Genomic DNA, 18726 nt, shown 5'->3' on the forward strand with positions numbered 1-18726 from the left:
ATGACTAGATTTAATCCTATTATTTACCCATTTTAAAATTGTACTCGTATTCAATCTTTTCTGCTAGTTATATTTTTTGTATGATTACAATAATCATATATATTTTTACCGAGTTCAAATTTCAACGATATAAAAACAAGAGGAACAGATATTATTACCCGTCCTCTTGTTTATATTTTAGTTTTATTCACCTGTATTATTGTCTGAATTGCAATTGCATCTAAATTTAACGCTTATTACATCATCTTTACCTCCTGTATAAATGACAGGCGACAAAATGATTTGGCTCCATCTCTATAAGTTCAACTGGAGTTTCTTTGCAATGTTCCATACATTCTTTGCAACGACCTGAGAACCTACAGCCCGCAGGTGGATTTACAGGACTTGGTACATCACCTTCAAGGAAGATTCTCTGGCGGTTCAAGCCATACTTAGGTATAGGTATGGCTGATAACAACGCTTTTGTATATGGATGAAGTGGATTTCTAAACAATTGGTCGTAGTCCGCAAGTTCCACAATCTGTCCCAGATACATAACTGCAATCCTATCCGATATGTGTCGTACTACTGAAAGGTCATGTGAAATGAAGAGATAGGTAAGCCCAAACTCCTGCTGTAACTTATCCATCAGGTTAAGCACCTGAGCCTGAATAGATACATCAAGTGCTGACACAGGCTCGTCAAGCACTATAAACTTAGGTCTTACTATAAGTGCTCTTGCTATACCTATGCGCTGGCGCCTTCCTCCGTCCAGCTCGTGAGGGAAGGAATTGGCAAGCCTCTCCTCAAGGCCTACCGTTGACATCATTTCCATAACACGGCTCTCAAGCTCACTATGTCCGTTGTATGATTTATTCACCCTTAATGGCTCTGCAATTAAGTCAAAGGTATTCATACGAGGATTGAGTGATGAATAAGGATCCTGAAATACTATCTGCATATCCCTTCTCAGTGTACGCATTTCCTGCTTAGTTTTATATTGTAATATATTTTTATCCTCTAAAAGTACCTCTCCTGATGTCGGCTCGTGTAAACGTATAATAGCTCGTCCTACAGTAGATTTGCCACAGCCTGATTCCCCTACAAGCCCTAAGGTCTCACCTTTTTTGATGTTAAAGCTAACATTGTCCACTGCATGGAGCTGGCCTCTTTTAGTCTGAAAATACTTTTTCAGGTTTTTTACCTGCACTAAAGTCTCTCTCTCATTAGCCATTTTCAGATTCCCCCTCTCCCTTTTTGAACAAATGACAGGCTATAAAATGTCCGGGACTAACCTCTTGGAACTCAGGATTTGTATGCTTACAAATCTCCATACACTTATCACAACGAGGATGAAAACGGCAACCACTCGGAAGTGCTGAAGGATCTGGCGGATTGCCTTTGATTGTAGTGAGAGACTCGACATCTTCATCCAAACTTGGAATCGAATTAAACAATCCCTTTGTGTAAGGATGTCCGGGTGTTTCATACATGTCCTTTACCGAAGCGTATTCAACTATTGAGCCTGCATAAATAACCGATACATAGTCACAGATTTCAGCTACAACCCCCAAATCATGTGTAATAAGAATCATAGAAGTATCGTATTTTTCTTTGAGATTCTTCATAAGCTCAAGCACCTGTGCCTGAATGGTTACATCAAGTGCCGTAGTAGGCTCATCTGCTATGATGAGTTCAGGATTGCAGGCAAGGGCCATGGCTATAACTACTCTTTGCTTCATACCGCCTGAAAACTGATGAGGATAATCGTTGATTCTTTCCTTGCGGATACCAACTACCTCTAACATCTCTTCTGTTTTTTTGCGAAGTTCATCCTTTGATAATTTCTGATGTAGCTCAATTACTTCGCTTATCTGCTCACCTACAGTCATTACAGGGTTCAAAGACGTCATCGGGTCCTGAAAAATCATAGATATTTTATTTCCACGAATATTAAACATATCCTTTTCAGGTACCCTCATAAGATCCTGACCTTCAAGTATAATTTCACCTGAAGTTATTTTCCCCGGAGGCGACTGTATCAGTTTCATAACCGCAAGTGCAGTAGTTGTCTTACCTGCACCTGTCTCTCCAACAAGACCTAAGGTTTCTTTTCTTCCTATCTTGAGACTTAGATTGTTAACTGCATAGACCTTGCCGGAATCTGTGTCAAATGCAACCGATAGATTGCGTATATCTAATAAATCTGCCACCTTTTCTCCTCCTCTATCGTTTTAGCTTTGGATCAAGGGCATCTCGAAGTCCGTCACCAAGTACATTTAATGCAAAGATAGTGGTAACAATTGCAAGTCCCGGAAACAGTGTCATATGCACATAGTCACGAATATATGCACGTCCACCGGAGAGCATTGCACCCCACTCAGGTGTAGGTGGTTCGAGTCCCAAGCCGATGAAGCTAAGTCCCGCTGCATTGATGATTGCATAAGCAACACCCAATGTAGCCTGCACAATTATTGGAGCCATACAGTTAGGAATAATGTGCTTAAATATTATTCTAAAGTCACTTGAACCATTAGCCTTAGCTGCTTCTATAAATTCCATGTCTCTAATTGACAATACCGATGACCTTACAAGCCTCGCATAACTCGGGATTGAGGCTATACCGACTGCCATCATAAGATTGGTAAGTCCGGGACCTAGTGCCGCCATGATTGCGATTGCAAGCAGAGTATCAGGAACAGCCTGTAAGATATCAATAAATCTCATAAGAAGGATATCTACTTTTCCGCCGTAATATCCTGTTAACGCTCCAAGGGTTACTCCTATAATAAGAGAAATACTTACCGATATAAAGCCGACTTTAAGTGATACTCTTGAACCGTAAACAACTCTACTGAATATATCCCTTCCAAGGTCATCTGTGCCAAACCAGTGCTTAGAATTTGGAAGCTGGAACTGATTTTTCAGATCCTGCTGCGCATAACTGTAGGGAGCAATCTGGTCTGCAAATATGGCAACCAATACAAGAAAAATTATAATTACCAGTCCTACCATCGCCAATTTGTTTCGTTTCATACGAATCCAAATATCTCTAAGATTTCTCAAGCGACCGTGACTGCTTTGCTTTTTACTGTCTTTCCCCATAATGCCCTCCTATATATACTGCGTTTTGATACGCGGATCCACATAGGTGTACAATATATCCACAATCAAATTCACAATACTGAATGTCACCGCAACAAACAATACCGAGCCTAAAACAAGAGGAGCATCTCGCATTTTTATTGAGTCAACCATTAGTCTTCCTATGCCCGGAATAGAGAATATAACCTCAGTCATAAGAGCTCCTCCGAGGAGTTGTCCAAACTGTGTTCCTATAATTGTGATTATAGGAATTAGGGCATTCTTAAGTGCATGCTTCCATATAACTACATTTTCTTTTTGTCCTTTTGCTTTAGCGGTCTGTATATAATCTTTTCGTATAACCTCAAGCATTGCAGATCTCGTCATTCTGGCAATTACAGATACTGACTGGGAGCCAAGTGCTATAGTCGGAAGTATCATTTGCGGGAATGTCTCAAAACCTGATGATGGAAGTAACCTTAATTTAACAGAGAATAGCATAATAAGTAGGAGACCAAGCCAGAATACCGGCATTGATATACCTATAAGGGCAAATATCATAGCAATGTTGTCAAAGATAGAATATTGCCGCCTTGCACAGACAATTCCTATAGGTACCCCCAGTAAGACTGCAAATAATATTGCTGTAAACGCCAGGCGGACTGTTGCGCCTGCTCGTGATAATATTTCCCTCGTCACTGAGCTTTTGGTAATATATGAATTCCCCAAATCAAAGTGAAAAACTATATTCTTGATATATCTGCCATACTGCACAAGGAAGGGATCATTTAGTCCCATTTCTTCACGCAGCTCCTTAACAGCGGACTCTGGCGCCGAAGGTCCGAGCGCATTGCGGGCAGGATCCCCGGGAGTCAGGTATAAAAGCCCAAATACTATGAAGCTTACGCCGATAATAACCGGTATAAGGTAAAGTATTCGCTTTATAATGTATTTAATCATGTGTTACACCTTCCCTTTGCAAAGGGGACTGGGGAAATACATCCACAGCCCCCACATTATATTAACTATATTTTCAAACTCATTTATTTGGCACGTTTGATTTGTGTGAAATGGTGCCATCCAAATGGAGACAGTTGTAAATTCTCAATATCCTTCTTTGCTCCTGCTGTAATCTCCTTGTTATGAAGAGGTACCCACGCATTTATTCCCATAATATATTCCTGAGCCTCTTTGTAAAGTTCTCCTCGTTTACTCTTATCGCCCTCGTATCTGGCGTCATCCAGCAATTTATCCAGCTTCGAATCCTCTAAGAATGCGTAATTACCTCCCTCACCCTTAGCGGACGAATGAAAACAAGGATACATAAATGTATCCGGATCAGGAGAATCTGCTGTCCAAGCTATCATGTACAAGTCATGATTTCCTTTTTTAATTAAGTCATTAAATGCTGACCACTCAAGCACGTTGATAGATGCCTCAATACCTACCTCTGCAAGCTGTTCTTTCATTGCTGTGGCCATGTCTACACGGTCTTTATTTTCATTTGTAGAAATGGTGAGCTTAAGGTTTGACTGACCTGCTTCTTTTAATAAAGCTTTCGCCTTTTCAACATCCCTTCCTTTAAGCTTTAGCTGATCAGAGATTGAGAACTCAAGAGTTGGAGGCAATATACCTGTAGCCGTCTTACCAAGATTATGGAATACTGCTTTCACAATGGAATCAGTATCAAGTGCGTAAGAGATGGCCTCTCTAACTTTTGGATCTGTAAATGGAGCCTTTGAACAGTTAAATCCAAGATAAGTAAGACCGTAGTCAAGTGACTTAACAAGCTGTAAATCAGGATTTCCTGATACCTTATCAAGATCGTTTGCTACTATATCAAGTGCAATATCAACTCCACCGGACTCAAGCTCGATAACACGGTTACTTGGCTCTGGGATTATTCTAAACTTCAATGTCTGAAAATCAGTTTTTTCTCCGTGATAATCCTCAAAACGCTCTAATACCATATTGTCTGCCTTTGACCAGCTTACAAATTTAAGTGCATTTGTGCCTATAGGATTACGAGCGTAATTGTCACCTGCTTCAGTTACTGCCTTTTCATTGACGATTGAGCCACCAGTATGGCAAAGTGCTGCAATTATACCTGCAAAAGGTTTAGTCTGCTTGAACTCTACTGTATAATCGTCTGTTGCCTTAATAGTAGAAGGATCAATGGAAGCAAAAAGATGCTTAACATTAGGAGCTTCAGCAGCTCTCTTTAAGCTGAAAACCACATCTGATGCCTTCATTTCTTCTCCATTGTGAAACTTAATGCCTTTTTTAAGCTTAAATATGTAGGTTAAATCATCAGGATGCTCGTAACTTTCAGCAAGACATGGTGAAATCTCACCTGTTTTGTCGTCAATCTTTACAAGTCCTTCGTAAATCTGAGCCATAGCATTACTTGACTGGTTGTCATTAGTTAGTACCGGATCAAGAGAAATTGAATCACCCGAAAGTGCGATTGTAAGAGTATCTCCGCCCCCGCTTGCACCTTTACAACCAACTAAAAGACATACGATTAACAACAGCGCCAAACTTCTTAAATTCTTTCTCATAAAGTTCCCTCTCCTTCTTAATCTTAATTTGTTTTTGATTTGGATGCCTGATATATGCGACACCCACTGATGCTAATTATTGTGTTAAGTCACTCCCTATCCTCTTTTTTCCTTATCCCCCCTATTACATTCATTAGAATTAAAATTTCATTTTCTTTTTTGTGTTTTTTATGCTCTCTTCTTTTCTTCTTCAATGTAACACCTTTTTATATCTAAGTCAATCCTTATTTGTAATATTTGTACAATTAATTTCTATTATTTTTTATTATTTTGCTATTTATGATATCAAATATCTTATACGATTAATTTTAATCATCATTTTGCCACTTTAAACTGTTAAATTTCTTATTTATATGTTATTATTTTATATCGCTACAGTTGCTGATTAAGAAAATTATCTTTATGCTTTCAATATGCTTTATTTAAAAATAAAAAGACCCTCCGATTTACGGAAGATCTTTTCTACGGCTAATTCTCTACACAACCTCTAACTCATCAATCATATACTGTTATTAGCTTCTTAGCTTTCAAGTTATAGGTATATTTATCATACCCACTCTTATTCTTGGCGCTTGATACCCCTATGTAGAGTTCCTTATCTGTGCCCCCAAGCAGGACATAGCCCTTGCCTGAAATTATCTTATAGGATTTCTTGGTCTTGATATCAAGCTTATATATCACACCCTTGTTACTCACATTTTTAGAGTAATACAGCTGTTTACCGTTTGTAACAACCTTCTCTGAGGTAACCTTCTTTACAAGGCTCACTTTCTTTCCTGTCGACTTAGAAGTCTGTACTATGTCCCTAACCTTCACTTTTTCAGAATTACCTTGTTTTTTAGCAGTTAGCTCATAGGTTATATCGCCAATGGTAACTTTGGCTGCAGAATGCATCTTTTCAGTCTTTTTCCCTGATTTCTCTACCAGATTTATCTTATTTCCAAAGAAGTCCTCACCCTGGCCAGTCTTCTTTGAAATATAGTACCAGTTATATGTTACGGTATGCCCTTCACCTTTAATATCATCATAATATTCATATATATGGATTGTTACCTTGTCCCCATCTACACTATCCACATCGACAATTGCTCCGTTTTTATTGCTGTTCTTTAAAAAATACTTCTCTGACAGAGCGCGTATCTCATCAGCAGTATATCCTTTGGCAGCAATAACACGATTAAGCCCTGAATCTGCGGTCCACCTAGTGCTTACCACCTTATTAGTACTTAAAGCTTCCCCAGCCACTGCCTTTTCTTTATTTACTGCAGTAACACCTGATATAACAAGCGAACCAATCAACAATAATGATAAATTTTTAATTCTCATCTTGAACCTCCCTTTAGTGCTGCATTTCGCATATATTACATAGTCTCTCGAGCATTTGCTTTCTCAGTGTATCCCTCACTTAGGTGCCTGATGAAAGAAATATACCATGTGATTTAGTTGTAATGGTGTCACGATATTTACAATTTTTTTACAAAATTATAAAAAACCGCAAATAAACTATTACAGTCTACTTGCGGTCTATGTATTATATCAGAAAGACTTATCTCTTAATAGTAACCTCTTTTTCATTACTCCAGTCTGAGTACGCCTTAATCTTGTTCTTCTCTTTATAGGCTCTTACACGGCAATAATAGGTATATGTTCTCCAAGAATTGCTTATGTTAAGCCCCTTAAATGTAAATGATGTCTTCTTCGCACCTTTGACGAGCTTTGTAGTCACATCACTGCTAAAGTCACCTGTTGTAGATATCTGAACTTCATAGCCCTTAACTGACTTTACCTTCTTCCAGGTTGCTTTTAATTTACCTGACTTGATATTCCTTACTGAAGCAAGCTTTACCTTGGAAGGTCCACTTACAAAAGAAGTAGTAAACTGATAGTTCCCTGTTTTATTTCCTGAACACATTAAGGAATAGCTTCCCTTTGGTATCTGGAAGGTTAATGTCTTGGTTCCCTTGATTATGTCTGAAACCTTGTAATTAAAGCTTCCCTCATCATTTAAGAGGCTTAGCTCCATGCCTTCCATCTTAGCAGTCAGCTTAAGATTAAGAGCTCCTGTTTTATTTACTGAAAAGCCATAGTAATCAACATTATCATTAAGTGCCAGCTGTCCCTTTACAGTCTGTCCTACAGCTACCTGAAACTTGCTTGAAAGGTCATTATTGCGGTCATCCTGAGTCTCATTAAATGATTCTTCTGAAGGAGTAAATACCCACTTGAAGTTAGCCGCTGTCTTGTCCCAGTTTGATGTAACCTTGATATAATAATCTCCACCAATCAGATTCATATCGTAGGTGTAGGTATTAGTAGCATTTCCGTATAAGCTTTGTACCTCTTTTTCAGAAGCATCATAGATATAGAAGTTAACATACTCCCCGGTCACTGAGGTAATCTGTGTAAGCTTACCTGAAGAAGGTAGTGTAAGCTTATAGGTTACCTCTTTAGAACCATTGTGCTCGTAAATCGTATCAAACTGCGCTATGGTTAGGTTAGTCCATGCCTTTGCTTCGTAAGGCTTCAGCACACCAAAAACCGTTACAAAGACTAACATCATAGCTAGCATCAACGCACTTTTTCTCTTAAAATTACTCATGCTCTTCTTACCTCTCCTTATATTGTTTTATTCGTTCATTCAAAGCTTATGACAATATCATAAGGTTCATTGCACCGACACACATCGACAGCTTTGAATGCCAGTTAACAATACTATGATACCCCTATAATCATCCTTTTTCAAGCTATATTTAACAATTGTTTTTAGTCTTAATCCACATATTCTATGTTGTTATCCTATCTAAGTACCACCATTATAACTTGTACTATCCAACTAATATGAACTCCTTTAACAGCTTTTTATTCTTACCACCTAAATCTAGCATGTATATTTTAGAAACTGCTTCACCATTTATTTGCACAAGGGCTTTACTTCCGCATAATCTTACCTGAACAATTCCGAGATAATTGTCATCTACTTTTTTGACCTTTAATATTGTTTTGTATTCCCATTTCCCATCTTTATAGGTGCCTGCTCTTAGCTCCTTATTACTAAATACAAGTTTTGTTTTAGTAGAAGCATCATATAACTGTGAAAGTACGACATTTTTCTCTTCTTTTCCTGTCTTAAAGTCAAACCATTTGGTATCTAGCTTCTCTTCTACATACTTTGCTCTGGAGTAGTACATATTTTCTCCTGATAGTCCAAGAGTGTAATACTCTCCCTTTTTAACCGGTTTTTTATGTCCTCCTTCCATATCCATTTTATAAATGCCTAGAGTTTTACTGTCACCATACTTCTGCACTTTTTCAGCTATATAGTATATTGAATTACCTGATACCACTGGAGAACGCCCAATTGCAAGTTCCTCAACTTTCCCATCTTTTGTGACTTTGTATATGGAGCGCCATACAGGGTTGGAGCCATTGGTTCTCACTCCCAGAAAATAATTTTTATAGAGTTTAAGACTATCAAATCCATAATAGCCGTATTTTTTGCCTTTTAGTACTCCCGTTTCTTTCCCGGTTGTAATATTTCTCTTTATTGTGTTGTGCTTTGACTTCTTAAAGCTTCCAGAGTTGATACTATAATATATATTCTTCCCATCAGAGGACGCACCAAATAAATGCTCTCCATACCCTTGGCTTTCAATAACTTTTGAGCCGTCTATAGCTTGCTCAGTCTTTACATCCGCCTTTACCTTATCGGGAGAAAGAAAAAGCCCTGAAAGTATCGTAATTCCAGCTAAACATAATGCGATTATCTGCTTACTAATCCTCATATACATTTCCTCCGTTTTTAGTTGATAGTACTTTAGTTGATACATTATTACGATATTTGCATAGAATTATAGTTCTTGTGTGTCGTCATGTCAACCTAAAAAAAGCCCTCCAAGTAAATCCCTGGAGGACTAAAATTTACTTACTAAGACTTCCCACACCAATACGGTGTGTTGAACCTTGAAAATTCAATATTTCAGCCAATAAAGAATGGCATAAACCTACCCAGTTTGGTATAATGGAATTGACAAGAAACCATTGTACAAAGGAGATTTATGCCATGTCCAGTATAACACAAAATCATTTCGATGAGAATAACTTAATTGACTGTGTTCGAAGATTTTTTTCCAGACATCATGTTGGCAGGCTTATTGCCAGATGTAATGGGATGAAAGAAAAAGGTGTTTCACCTGTTTCTTTGCTTCGTTACAAACTCAGCAACATTTTCGTTGGAAGAAGTATGTATATGCAACAACGTACCGGTTCTTTTAAGGAAGATTTTTCAAAGAACACTTTTTATCGTTTCCTTAATTCGGTAAAAACAAACTGGCTTCGTTTTACTTCTCTTCTTGCTGCTGACATCGTAAATAATGATCTCAAAAACCTAACAGATGATAAAAGGAAAAATGTTTTCATCATTGATGACAGTCTTTTCAATCGCACCAGCTGCAAGAAAACTGAGCTGGGGTCAAAGGTTTTCGATCACACGGATATGCATTTCAAAAAAGGATTTCGTATGCTTACCTTAAGCTGGAGCGATGGAAATACACTTATCCCGGTGAACAGCTGCCTGTTAGCATCTGCAAAAGATACAAATATCATCGGTCCTGTAAAACACTTTGATAACAGAACCCTTGCAGGTAAAAGGCGTAAACTTGCTCAGACAAAAGCTCCTGAAGCAATGATGACACTGTTGGATACTGCTCTCAGTGCAGGGCTGAAAGCTGATTATGTCCTTTTTGATTCCTGGTTTTCAAACCCCGCTCAAATCACAGCTATCCATTCAAACGGTATGGACGTAATTGCTATGATTAAGAAAAGCAGTCGAATCAAGTATTCACACTGTGGTGAGCAACTGAATATCAAAGAGATCTATTCCCGGAACAAAAAGCGCCGTGGCAAATCAAAGTATCTGCTTTCTGTCTGTGTTATGGTAGGAAAGGAGAATCCAATTCCGGCAAAGATTGTTTGTGTAAGGAACAAAGCTAATCGCAAGGACTGGCTTGCTTTTATCTGCACAGATACTACCCTTTCCGAAGAAGAGATTATCCGTATTTATGGAAAACGCTGGCAAATTGAGGTTTTTTTCAAAACCTGCAAATCTATGCTGAATCTTATTGGAGAATGCCATAGCTTATCCTATGATGCACTAACAGCCCACGTAGCAATTGTGCTTACCAGATATATGTTAATTGCAATGGAGCAACGTCAAAATGAAGATCAGAGAACCCTTGGTGAGTTGTTCTTCTTCCTTGTCGATGAAATGGCAGACATTACTTTCAGCAGATCACTTGGCATCCTGATGGATGCCTTGATGGCAAGCCTTCAGGTAATCTTAAAGCTCAGTGATGAGCAATTGACTGCTTTTACTGCTGATTTTGAAGCAAGACTACCTGAATATCTGCGTAATGCGCTCCATCCGGAGGCTGTAGTGGCATAAATCGTTATTTTAGTAGCTGAAGTATTGAATTTTCAAGGTACGGATCCCATTTTAGGTATGGGAAGTCTTAGTTACTTAATTGATAAGCAATCAGCTAAAGAGAAAATATACAAACGTATATTCTACTTCGAAGTAACTTTGAAATTACTTCGAAGCTAAATTTCAAAGTAGCAAGTCTACATTTATTTGTAGCTTCTTTTTACATCCCCATATATTGTGGCTATAGTAAAATTTACCACAATAAAAGCAAGTCTTACTTAGAAGAACTTCGAAGTTACTTCGAAATCATTTCATATGTCTGCTTAGGGTCAGTCAAGGCTCCATTTCTTTTAATAATATTCAAGTCCATCAAGTGCTTCAGTCTAATTCCAACAGTTCTGCCTGATCTTTCAACAAGAGCTGCAAGTTCTGATGTAGTCACCAGCTTATGGCTTGCCATATATACCAGTATCTTTCGTTCCATATCATCTAAATCATCCCATGCAGCTTCTCCTATACTATCTGCAATTTTTTCTTTCTGCCTGATTGACCTCATTGCAATGTTATTTTTTAGTATAAGTTTTACTGTTTGTTCAGGTTCAGAATATTCAGGTGGACTCAGATAAAAATCCTTCATATCTGAAAAAATTCTTTTAACTCCCTCATTTAGCTCACGTACCCATCCGAACTCGGTAAGAACTCGCGCGATTCTCGGATTTCTAGAATACCTCGTAGTTTGGATATTTTCAACACTTACAATATTAGGAAGCTTACCCGGACTCTGTATCTCCAATCTATCATCAAACATAGTAATTTTAATATAGCTTCCTGCCATACCATATTCGCGATGCGTAACTGCATTTACAATTCCCTCTAACCAAGAAAACTCCGGATACTCAGGTACATTCTGAAACCTCCCTGTATTCAAATCCAATGAAGTGAACTCGCGAAGCTGAGTTATAATAAATTCTTTTGTCTTATCAATAATGCGTAAAATTGGGTATTCTATGTTCACATCTTTGATGATGTTAATATCTACCCCTACTTGTTCAGCATTCCCATCATATCTAACAAAACGAATTTTCCTATCACTTATGCCTAAAACAATTGTTCCTCCTTCAGCATTAGCAAAGGCGGATATCAAATCAGCTATATCGCTAGGCTTTATTTTTGCTGATTTGCGATCAAAATATTTATTTTTCTCCACAAAAAGCCTCCCAATGTTATCCCCTGGAGGGCTTCATTATACTTTATTAAAGTAAATCAGTTATGATTACTCAACGATAGTAGCAACCTTACCTGATCCAACTGTTCTACCACCCTCACAGTTCTACGATGTGATAAATTGGGTAGTTGAGGGTTGTTTTAGGTATATTTTGTATCATTTATCGCTACTTTCCTGGTAGTAATTTGTTTTAGGGAAATTTTTAGAGCCATGATAGAGCCAGAATGTAGCATATTCTCTTAATGGCTATACACCTAGTTTATCAAACAGAACTCTATTTCTTTTTTCTGCATCATTTATTATCTTATCAAACGATAAAATTTCTATATAAGCATGACAATTTTCATGATATTTATATAACCCCATCTTATCTGGTGTTTCTTTTAAATCACTTCTACTCATAATCTTTTTAAGGCTGGGTGTTATATCACATACTGCATACAAGTAAAATTGCGTGTTTTTACCAACCTTAATTATCCGTCCGTTCTTATCTGCAACTTTATTTGTCGATAATTTTTCGACATACCCTAACATCTGAATCAGCGGATTATTAGAATCTGTATAATCATCCCTCATAGGTTTCTTTAGTTCTATAATTACTATAGTTTCATATTCTCTTCCACAATTGTCTTCATCTGATACCGCAACTGGATTATCTAATATCATCACATCCGTTCTCTCCTCTTTCGGATTATTATCAAATGGTATGTCTGATGATATATATTCACTATAAGCAAGCCGTTCATCTATAAGCCATAAATTATGTGACAAATATTCAATTTCTTCCGATGTCCTTCGCATAGGATATATTAGGTTATGTATATATGCTTCCTTATTAAATTTTCCATCTTCCTTAAGATTAATTCCCTTCTTAAGTAATTCTAACACAACTTTTCTGTGTGCAACATATTCTGCTAACGCTGCTTTGTTAGCCTCACTTATTTTTTGAAATTGTATTTCAAATTTCTCTTTATACTCTGCTAAGTTCACCACTCCTACATCTATTTTTCTTAATATTTCCTCATTTGTCTTCTTTAGTTCAGAATCAAATTTTCTCTTAATCTTATATAGTTCTTCATCAAGTTTGTTATCTGATAAGCCTGGCTTAATTTCATCTATTGAGTCTGGCATATATGTCAATAGATGTCCAAATTGTGGTGCTTTATCACGTATATATTTCCTAATATATTCTTTTTTATTTTTGCGTACATCATCTAAATATTCTGATAAATAGCCTTCTACTTTTGTTTTTGCTGTTTGCACTATGTCTTCCATTGAAATTTCTTCATCTTCCTTATTTTCTGAAATGTCAAATGAAGTTCTATTCATATCAACATTATCATCTAAAAATTTCCCAGATAGAATTCCAACATAATAATAACCCTTATCATCAAATATATTTTTATCTAAATCAACTATTTCTTTATTTAAATCTATACCTTTAACCATTCTATTATTTGCAAATAAAAACAGTTTGCTTCCTCCAAGTGTTGCATCTTGTAACTGTGTATGTAATAATTCAAAGCTTTCTCCCTTTATGTCAATAACTTCATTTTGGGGTTCTCTATACATTTTCTTTTCAAACATACTATTAAGATTATATTTCTTATCATCTATAACATATATCTGTGGACACTTAGGAAACATTAAATATATCATACAATGCTGCATCAATTTCATAGCTATTGTTTCAGCATTTTTATTTACATGTTTTCTATAAGTCGGTAAATAATCAACAAGCGATACACAGGTTCTATTTTCTTTAATATACTTCTCTTCAATAAGATCATCATCAATCTCCGCCTTATCTAAAGAAAATTCAAAGTTTCTTTTGACCAATACATTATCGCTATAATCCTTAAATATGCTTTCAATACACGTTTTTGAAAATGCCTTTAACCAAGAAAATCTACCAACACCTTTACCGCCTTTATCCGCACGATATGTTGAATCGGATTGTAAAAAAGATTTCATATTATTCTCATCTAATCCAATCCCATTATCAATAATTTTGAAACCAGTTATTTCATTTATACTTCTATCAATTCCCTCAAGTTTAGCTATTTCCTGTTGATCTCTAATAATTTCTATTTCTACTTTGCCGTTAAATGCTTCCTTTTGTTGCCTTTCTTGTATGGCAAATATAGAATTTACAACAGCTTCATATAATGGTATCAATGGCTGATTTTTGGGTAAATCAAAATTTTTTACTCTTCCAGCTAAGTCAATTGTAAAGCCTACCATAGTTTTCCCTCTTTCATCTAAAACTCTATGACTGAGTTGTAATACAATTTATATTTAACAAACCACATCGTATACACTTACTTAAATTCATTATATTGTAATTCTACATATGCTTACCCTTTATATGAACTAAAATCACACATTCTCCCCATTATATATTCCAGCCTCTTTCACAATATTTTTTTCATACCATTCTTTAGGGGCTCCATCACTATGATAAGCAACATCAAACATTTTATATATCTGTGGGTATTTCACATCAAATTTCAATAGAGTCTTTAGTTCTTTAGTTTCTATTGGAAGTATCTTCATTCCTTTAATATACTCTCCCGCATTGTTATAATACTCCATATATTTTCTGGCTCTAAAATCGGATATCACATTATTATTTAGGTATGTTGTTATAAATACACAGTAAGCTTCATCTTTAGGGTGTGCTAAGCAATAATCTCCTAAATGTCTTGAAACAGGCTCCATTTCCATCCTACGCTGATTTGAACCGTCTGCAAGAGTTGCCTCTATCAGCAAAGTATGTTTAGGATAAGCATCTGTCTTATCATACTTCCATACTATATCTGCTTCACCTCCACCGGCATGGGTTTTAGGTAATAGATCGGCTTCTAAGGATAAATTCATGTATTCAAGAACATCTCCTTTTCGTTCACTGACTATATACCAAGAGATACCGAGCACATATTCAAATATCGTAGGTATATCAGCATTATCTGTAACCAGATTCCTTATTTCATCATCATTTCTACTCTCAAAAGCACTAAATAGTCTAATAAGAGTCTCTTTATCAAACTTATCATCTATAAGCTTATTAAATCTTGCGTATCTCTCATTCTTAATAACCTTTTTAGCCATTTTTTTGTTAGATACGCTTGTACCAAGAGCCTGTCCTAATTTTTCATATAAGTCATCTATATCAATTTCAAAGAATGTGCCAATATCTTTTAATGGGACATTCTTTGACAATAATTTTGTCTTGCAGAAAGCAATATCTAGTAAATGGTCAGATATCATATCAATATAACATTTGGGCAATACATCAAGCTTTACCTTATTGTCCTCAAATAAAACTATATCTGTAATCTTAAAGTATCTCCTGTTTAGGTCAAAGTAGTCTGATAACGTTGCCTTTGCCTTAAAAATATGCATTATCTTAAAAAACTCTTCATTAAAAGTTTTTTCTGATGTTGCATGAAATATTGGAACTGTATTTAATACCGATAAACCTTCCCTAGCTATTACACTTCTCGCATTACTATTAAAGAAATGCTTTCTCCAAGCCCCACCAACCTTACTGTTAGTCAATTTCTTCGTGGCTTCATAAAGTTCCAATGCAAGATTATCTTTCGAAAACACTATCTTCTTTAGTATTGTATATAATTTATAATATGGTTTATCATACATTGCACTCTTTCTATTGATTCCAACATTACATATCAATTCTTCCGATATCTGTTCTGTTTTTAGTAAATTCAATGCTTGCTTATAATTATCCTTTTCCATTAGAACTGATAAAATAATGTCATCAAATTGTTTCTGTTCAACCTTCCTATAATGTCAAGCCCTAAATCATTTAATTTCAGGCTTTTCTTTAAATATTTACCTCATAAAACAGAGCAAAAAATGTATGACAGTCATTGTATTTTATACTGAACAGCTAAAAGAGGGTGTAGTTTATAAAGCATCCCATTGTTTTGCTTTATAAAGGCTATAAATCCTCTGCTAACTATGATGGTGAACCTTCCGTGTCTAAAGGGATCGTGTCCCAACTTCCTTCGTCCCACCTGTCCATACACCGAGTGCCTGCTAAGCTTTCTAACAGGGTCATGCCCTACGGAGAGAACTACTGCAAGCTACAGCTCTTGTTTGTTTTTTGATTTTACTGACCTGCATACTCCACAGGGTACGGATATTCCGTGGATGCTTACCCTGACTCGTTTTGCTGGTCATTGTGATGATGCAGCACCTGTAGCGCTCCATCGTTATCGGGTTCCCTTCCAGAACCCTGCCCGATCTCGGAAGAATCCGACACCCGGCAAGGCTCTGGAATAAATTTTGCTGTCGACTGTTTTACGCTACAATAGCTTCCTTATTTTCCGGACGTCTGATGTCCATCAACATCTTCTTCGGAGCATATTTCGTACCAGTATTCAGAATCGTATAGATAATCCTCAGAAGCTTGCAGGCTATCACAATCAATGACTGCATCTTTTTCAACGGATTATCGGCTCGTGTCGTATAATACATATGGAGTTCTTTGAATTCCTCTGCATGGGCCACTGCTGACTTTGCTGCCTGGAATAACCAATATCTGAGTCGTTTGCGTCCTCTATGACTGATTTTGGTTTCTCCCTTATGCTTTCCTGAACTGCATGCCACAAGGCCTAATCCGCTTAATTTCTGTATTTCCTTAACATCATCAAATCTTGAAATATCTCCCATCTCTGCAAGAATACCGGAAAGTGTATTTTCTCCAATCCCAGATATCTCCAGAACGTTACCTGTATGCGGTATCTCCTGACATTTCTGGTTGATCTGGTTCTCTATAACAGCAAGTTCAACATCCAGTTCCATGATTTTCTGCACGAACCACTTTACAGCTGCCTTGCTTGCAATAGATCCATCCTTAATCCCAACACTTGCTTTTGCGTACTGTAAGATTTCTCTGGCTCTGCTGTACCCGCGTCCTCTAAGTTTAGCAGCATGCCAAATCTGTCTTATCCCTTCTTCTCCAAGTGCGGTCAGTTCATCCGGAAATGGTGCCTCTTTCAGCAGTTCAAGGCTAAATGCTCCATCGACTTTTCCCAATGCTTCCTTATACTCCGGGAAATATATCTTCATCTCCCTGTGCATCCGGTTGATTGTTCGAATTCTGTCTTCATTCAGTTGGTCTCTGAACATGGATAACCTACGAAGCTCCGCATAGATTTTTTCTGGAAGATATGGCATACCAAAGTTGCCATCCTTGACAAGATTTGCTATCAGTTTTGGATCCTTCCTGTCATCCTTGAGCTGGCTGTTATCTTCAACCTCCTTTGTCTGCTTAACAGCATAAGGGTTTACCTGAACAACACTGATTCCATTTGTAATCATCCATGTAGCAAGGCAGAACCAGTAGTGACCGGTCGGCTCTAAGCCAAGCACTATCTGACTCTTATCATGTTCAGCGGCTATCCTCACTGCCCATTCCTTTGCACTCCGGAAGCCCTCTTGATTATTGTTGAAAGAATGTGCGGACTTACTGAGTTCCCGTCCTCTGGTATCAATTGCTCTCATATAGTGCGTTTCGCTGCCTACATCACATCCCAAGATAAGCATGTCATCGCTGATAAAAGAGAGTTTTTTATTTTTATCGAACTTACCATTGGTTTCCAACTCACGCCAGGTTGAAGCTGCGAGATTTTCCTTAATCACCTCCGATTTTTTCAAAAGCTCCTGCTGTTCAAAAATATTTGCTGTTACTACTTGATTTTTTTTCTTTGTGCCTTTAATATTCATTTTAGATACCTCTTGTGTTTTTTAGATTTTACCAACTGGCAGGTCAGTAATAATCTAAATTTACTTGAGGTATTTTTTTATGTCAATCTCTTGACCTATTTATAGTATACAGGAAGCTTTCTATGCCTTTTTATACTACTAATGATATCTTTTGTTGTATGTTCATCTATACATAGCGGCAATAGGTATGTAAATTCATCATTTGTAAGATATTCTAATTCATTTATTAAATATAAAAAGACAACAAACGGTCTTACCTCCTTACCTTCAATAAAATTAGATGTTTTTAACATCTGCTTGAAATACAGGTAACTGTCTTTTGAAATCTCCAAAAAATTATCAGAAGAAAAGTCATTCAATGAAGCAATTTTCAGCAATTCTAACCCTGATTCCGTTATATTTCGTTCATCATCAAGAAGGCCTATATCTCTTAATCCTGAAGTTTTTTCTCTTGCATCCTTATCTGGACGTGCTGCCTCACCTTTTAAAAATCCATTTTCTTTTAAGAAATTGTAGTATTCTGCCTGAAACTCATTATTACCATTCCATTCCTTGTTTTTATTTTCTTTCAGTTCTCTAAACTGTTTTAATAACTGCAACTGTTTTTCTATGCTCAAGTTGAAATTATCTGTACGATAGCTTGTCGTGCCAATAGACCAGCAGTAACTTTTAAACCCAATCCCTTTATCCATAAAACATCCCCT

The 18726-nt window shown here is 36.8% G+C and carries 14 protein-coding genes; 1 reads left to right on the forward strand and 13 read right to left on the reverse strand.

The genetic code is table 11. The annotated features are described in order from the left end of the window. Positions 1 to 247 precede the first annotated feature (247 nt). From JJN12_RS11625 to JJN12_RS11660, 8 genes are all read right to left on the reverse strand, one after another. Positions 248 to 1213, reverse strand: a complete 966-nt coding sequence (locus JJN12_RS11625) for an ABC transporter ATP-binding protein (RefSeq protein WP_208429843.1) — start codon at positions 1211 to 1213, stop codon at positions 248 to 250. Further along, positions 1206 to 2192 (reverse strand): ABC transporter ATP-binding protein, encoded by a 987-nt coding sequence (locus tag JJN12_RS11630; RefSeq protein ID WP_208429844.1) that lies wholly within the window; start codon positions 2190 to 2192, stop codon positions 1206 to 1208. Before JJN12_RS11630 ends, JJN12_RS11625 begins: the two co-directional genes overlap by 8 nt. A 13-nt stretch (positions 2193 to 2205) precedes the next feature. Then, the gene (nikC, locus tag JJN12_RS11635; RefSeq protein WP_208429845.1) at positions 2206 to 3084 is read right to left on the reverse strand and encodes a nickel transporter permease; all 879 of its coding nucleotides are present in this window, start codon (positions 3082 to 3084) and stop codon (positions 2206 to 2208) included. A 9-nt stretch (positions 3085 to 3093) separates the two neighbouring features. Next, the gene (locus JJN12_RS11640) at positions 3094 to 4023 is read right to left on the reverse strand and encodes an ABC transporter permease (protein ID WP_208429846.1); all 930 of its coding nucleotides are present in this window, start codon (positions 4021 to 4023) and stop codon (positions 3094 to 3096) included. Between the two features lie 83 nt (positions 4024 to 4106). Continuing rightward, on the reverse strand, positions 4107 to 5624 hold the full coding sequence (locus JJN12_RS11645; protein ID WP_208429847.1) for an ABC transporter substrate-binding protein: 1518 nt from the start codon (positions 5622 to 5624) through the stop codon (positions 4107 to 4109). Between the two features lie 495 nt (positions 5625 to 6119). After that, on the reverse strand, positions 6120 to 6950 hold the full coding sequence (locus JJN12_RS11650) for a hypothetical protein (RefSeq protein WP_208429848.1): 831 nt from the start codon (positions 6948 to 6950) through the stop codon (positions 6120 to 6122). A 220-nt stretch (positions 6951 to 7170) separates the two neighbouring features. Then, positions 7171 to 8223 (reverse strand): hypothetical protein, encoded by a 1053-nt coding sequence (locus tag JJN12_RS11655; RefSeq protein WP_208429849.1) that lies wholly within the window; start codon positions 8221 to 8223, stop codon positions 7171 to 7173. Between the two features lie 226 nt (positions 8224 to 8449). Beyond that, the gene (locus JJN12_RS11660; RefSeq protein WP_208429850.1) at positions 8450 to 9406 is read right to left on the reverse strand and encodes a hypothetical protein; all 957 of its coding nucleotides are present in this window, start codon (positions 9404 to 9406) and stop codon (positions 8450 to 8452) included. A gap of 278 nt (positions 9407 to 9684) precedes the next feature. Between JJN12_RS11660 and JJN12_RS11665 the strand changes: the two genes are divergently transcribed. Beyond that, positions 9685 to 11064, forward strand: coding sequence for an IS4 family transposase (locus JJN12_RS11665; protein ID WP_208429851.1), 1380 nt, complete (start codon positions 9685 to 9687; stop codon positions 11062 to 11064). Between the two features lie 274 nt (positions 11065 to 11338). On the opposite strand, the gene JJN12_RS14525 is transcribed toward JJN12_RS11665, so the two are convergent. From JJN12_RS14525 to JJN12_RS11690, 5 genes are all read right to left on the reverse strand, one after another. Continuing rightward, complete coding sequence (locus JJN12_RS14525; protein ID WP_208429852.1) at positions 11339 to 12250, reverse strand: ATP-binding protein; 912 nt, start codon at positions 12248 to 12250, stop codon at positions 11339 to 11341. Positions 12251 to 12514: 264 nt separating this feature from the next. Beyond that, positions 12515 to 14512 carry an ATP-binding protein gene (locus JJN12_RS11675; RefSeq protein WP_208429853.1) on the reverse strand — a complete coding sequence of 666 codons (1998 nt, stop codon included), beginning with the start codon at positions 14510 to 14512 and terminating at the stop codon, positions 12515 to 12517. A 135-nt stretch (positions 14513 to 14647) separates the two neighbouring features. After that, positions 14648 to 16027: an AlwI family type II restriction endonuclease gene (locus JJN12_RS11680; RefSeq protein WP_236013778.1), complete on the reverse strand. Its 1380-nt coding sequence runs from the start codon at positions 16025 to 16027 to the stop codon at positions 14648 to 14650. 567 nt (positions 16028 to 16594) lie between these two features. Continuing rightward, positions 16595 to 18022 (reverse strand): IS110 family RNA-guided transposase, encoded by a 1428-nt coding sequence (locus tag JJN12_RS11685; RefSeq protein ID WP_208428713.1) that lies wholly within the window; start codon positions 18020 to 18022, stop codon positions 16595 to 16597. A gap of 95 nt (positions 18023 to 18117) precedes the next feature. Next, entirely contained in the window at positions 18118 to 18714 is a 597-nt protein-coding gene (locus JJN12_RS11690) for an AlwI family type II restriction endonuclease (protein WP_208429854.1), read from the reverse strand. Between the last annotated feature and the right edge of the window lie 12 nt (positions 18715 to 18726).

This window comes from Catonella massiliensis (genome assembly GCF_016651435.1).
Taxonomy (GTDB): domain Bacteria; phylum Bacillota; class Clostridia; order Lachnospirales; family Lachnospiraceae; genus Catonella; species Catonella massiliensis.

Bases quoted from the DNA above. Each gene is read 5' to 3' on its own strand.
- JJN12_RS11690 (WP_208429854.1), bottom strand. From the start codon at position 18,714: ATGGATAAAGGGATTGGGTTTAAAAGTTACTGCTGGTCTATTGGCACG.
- JJN12_RS11680 (WP_236013778.1), bottom strand. From the start codon at position 16,027: ATGGAAAAGGATAATTATAAGCAAGCATTGAATTTACTAAAAACAGAA.
- JJN12_RS11640 (WP_208429846.1), bottom strand. From the start codon at position 4,023: ATGATTAAATACATTATAAAGCGAATACTTTACCTTATACCGGTTATT.
- JJN12_RS11665 (WP_208429851.1), top strand. From the start codon at position 9,685: ATGTCCAGTATAACACAAAATCATTTCGATGAGAATAACTTAATTGAC.
- JJN12_RS11650 (WP_208429848.1), bottom strand. From the start codon at position 6,950: ATGAGAATTAAAAATTTATCATTATTGTTGATTGGTTCGCTTGTTATA.
- JJN12_RS11685 (WP_208428713.1), bottom strand. From the start codon at position 18,022: ATGAATATTAAAGGCACAAAGAAAAAAAATCAAGTAGTAACAGCAAAT.
- JJN12_RS11625 (WP_208429843.1), bottom strand. From the start codon at position 1,213: ATGGCTAATGAGAGAGAGACTTTAGTGCAGGTAAAAAACCTGAAAAAG.
- JJN12_RS11645 (WP_208429847.1), bottom strand. From the start codon at position 5,624: ATGAGAAAGAATTTAAGAAGTTTGGCGCTGTTGTTAATCGTATGTCTT.
- nikC (WP_208429845.1), bottom strand. From the start codon at position 3,084: ATGGGGAAAGACAGTAAAAAGCAAAGCAGTCACGGTCGCTTGAGAAAT.
- JJN12_RS11655 (WP_208429849.1), bottom strand. From the start codon at position 8,223: ATGAGTAATTTTAAGAGAAAAAGTGCGTTGATGCTAGCTATGATGTTA.
- JJN12_RS11660 (WP_208429850.1), bottom strand. From the start codon at position 9,406: ATGAGGATTAGTAAGCAGATAATCGCATTATGTTTAGCTGGAATTACG.
- JJN12_RS11675 (WP_208429853.1), bottom strand. From the start codon at position 14,512: ATGGTAGGCTTTACAATTGACTTAGCTGGAAGAGTAAAAAATTTTGAT.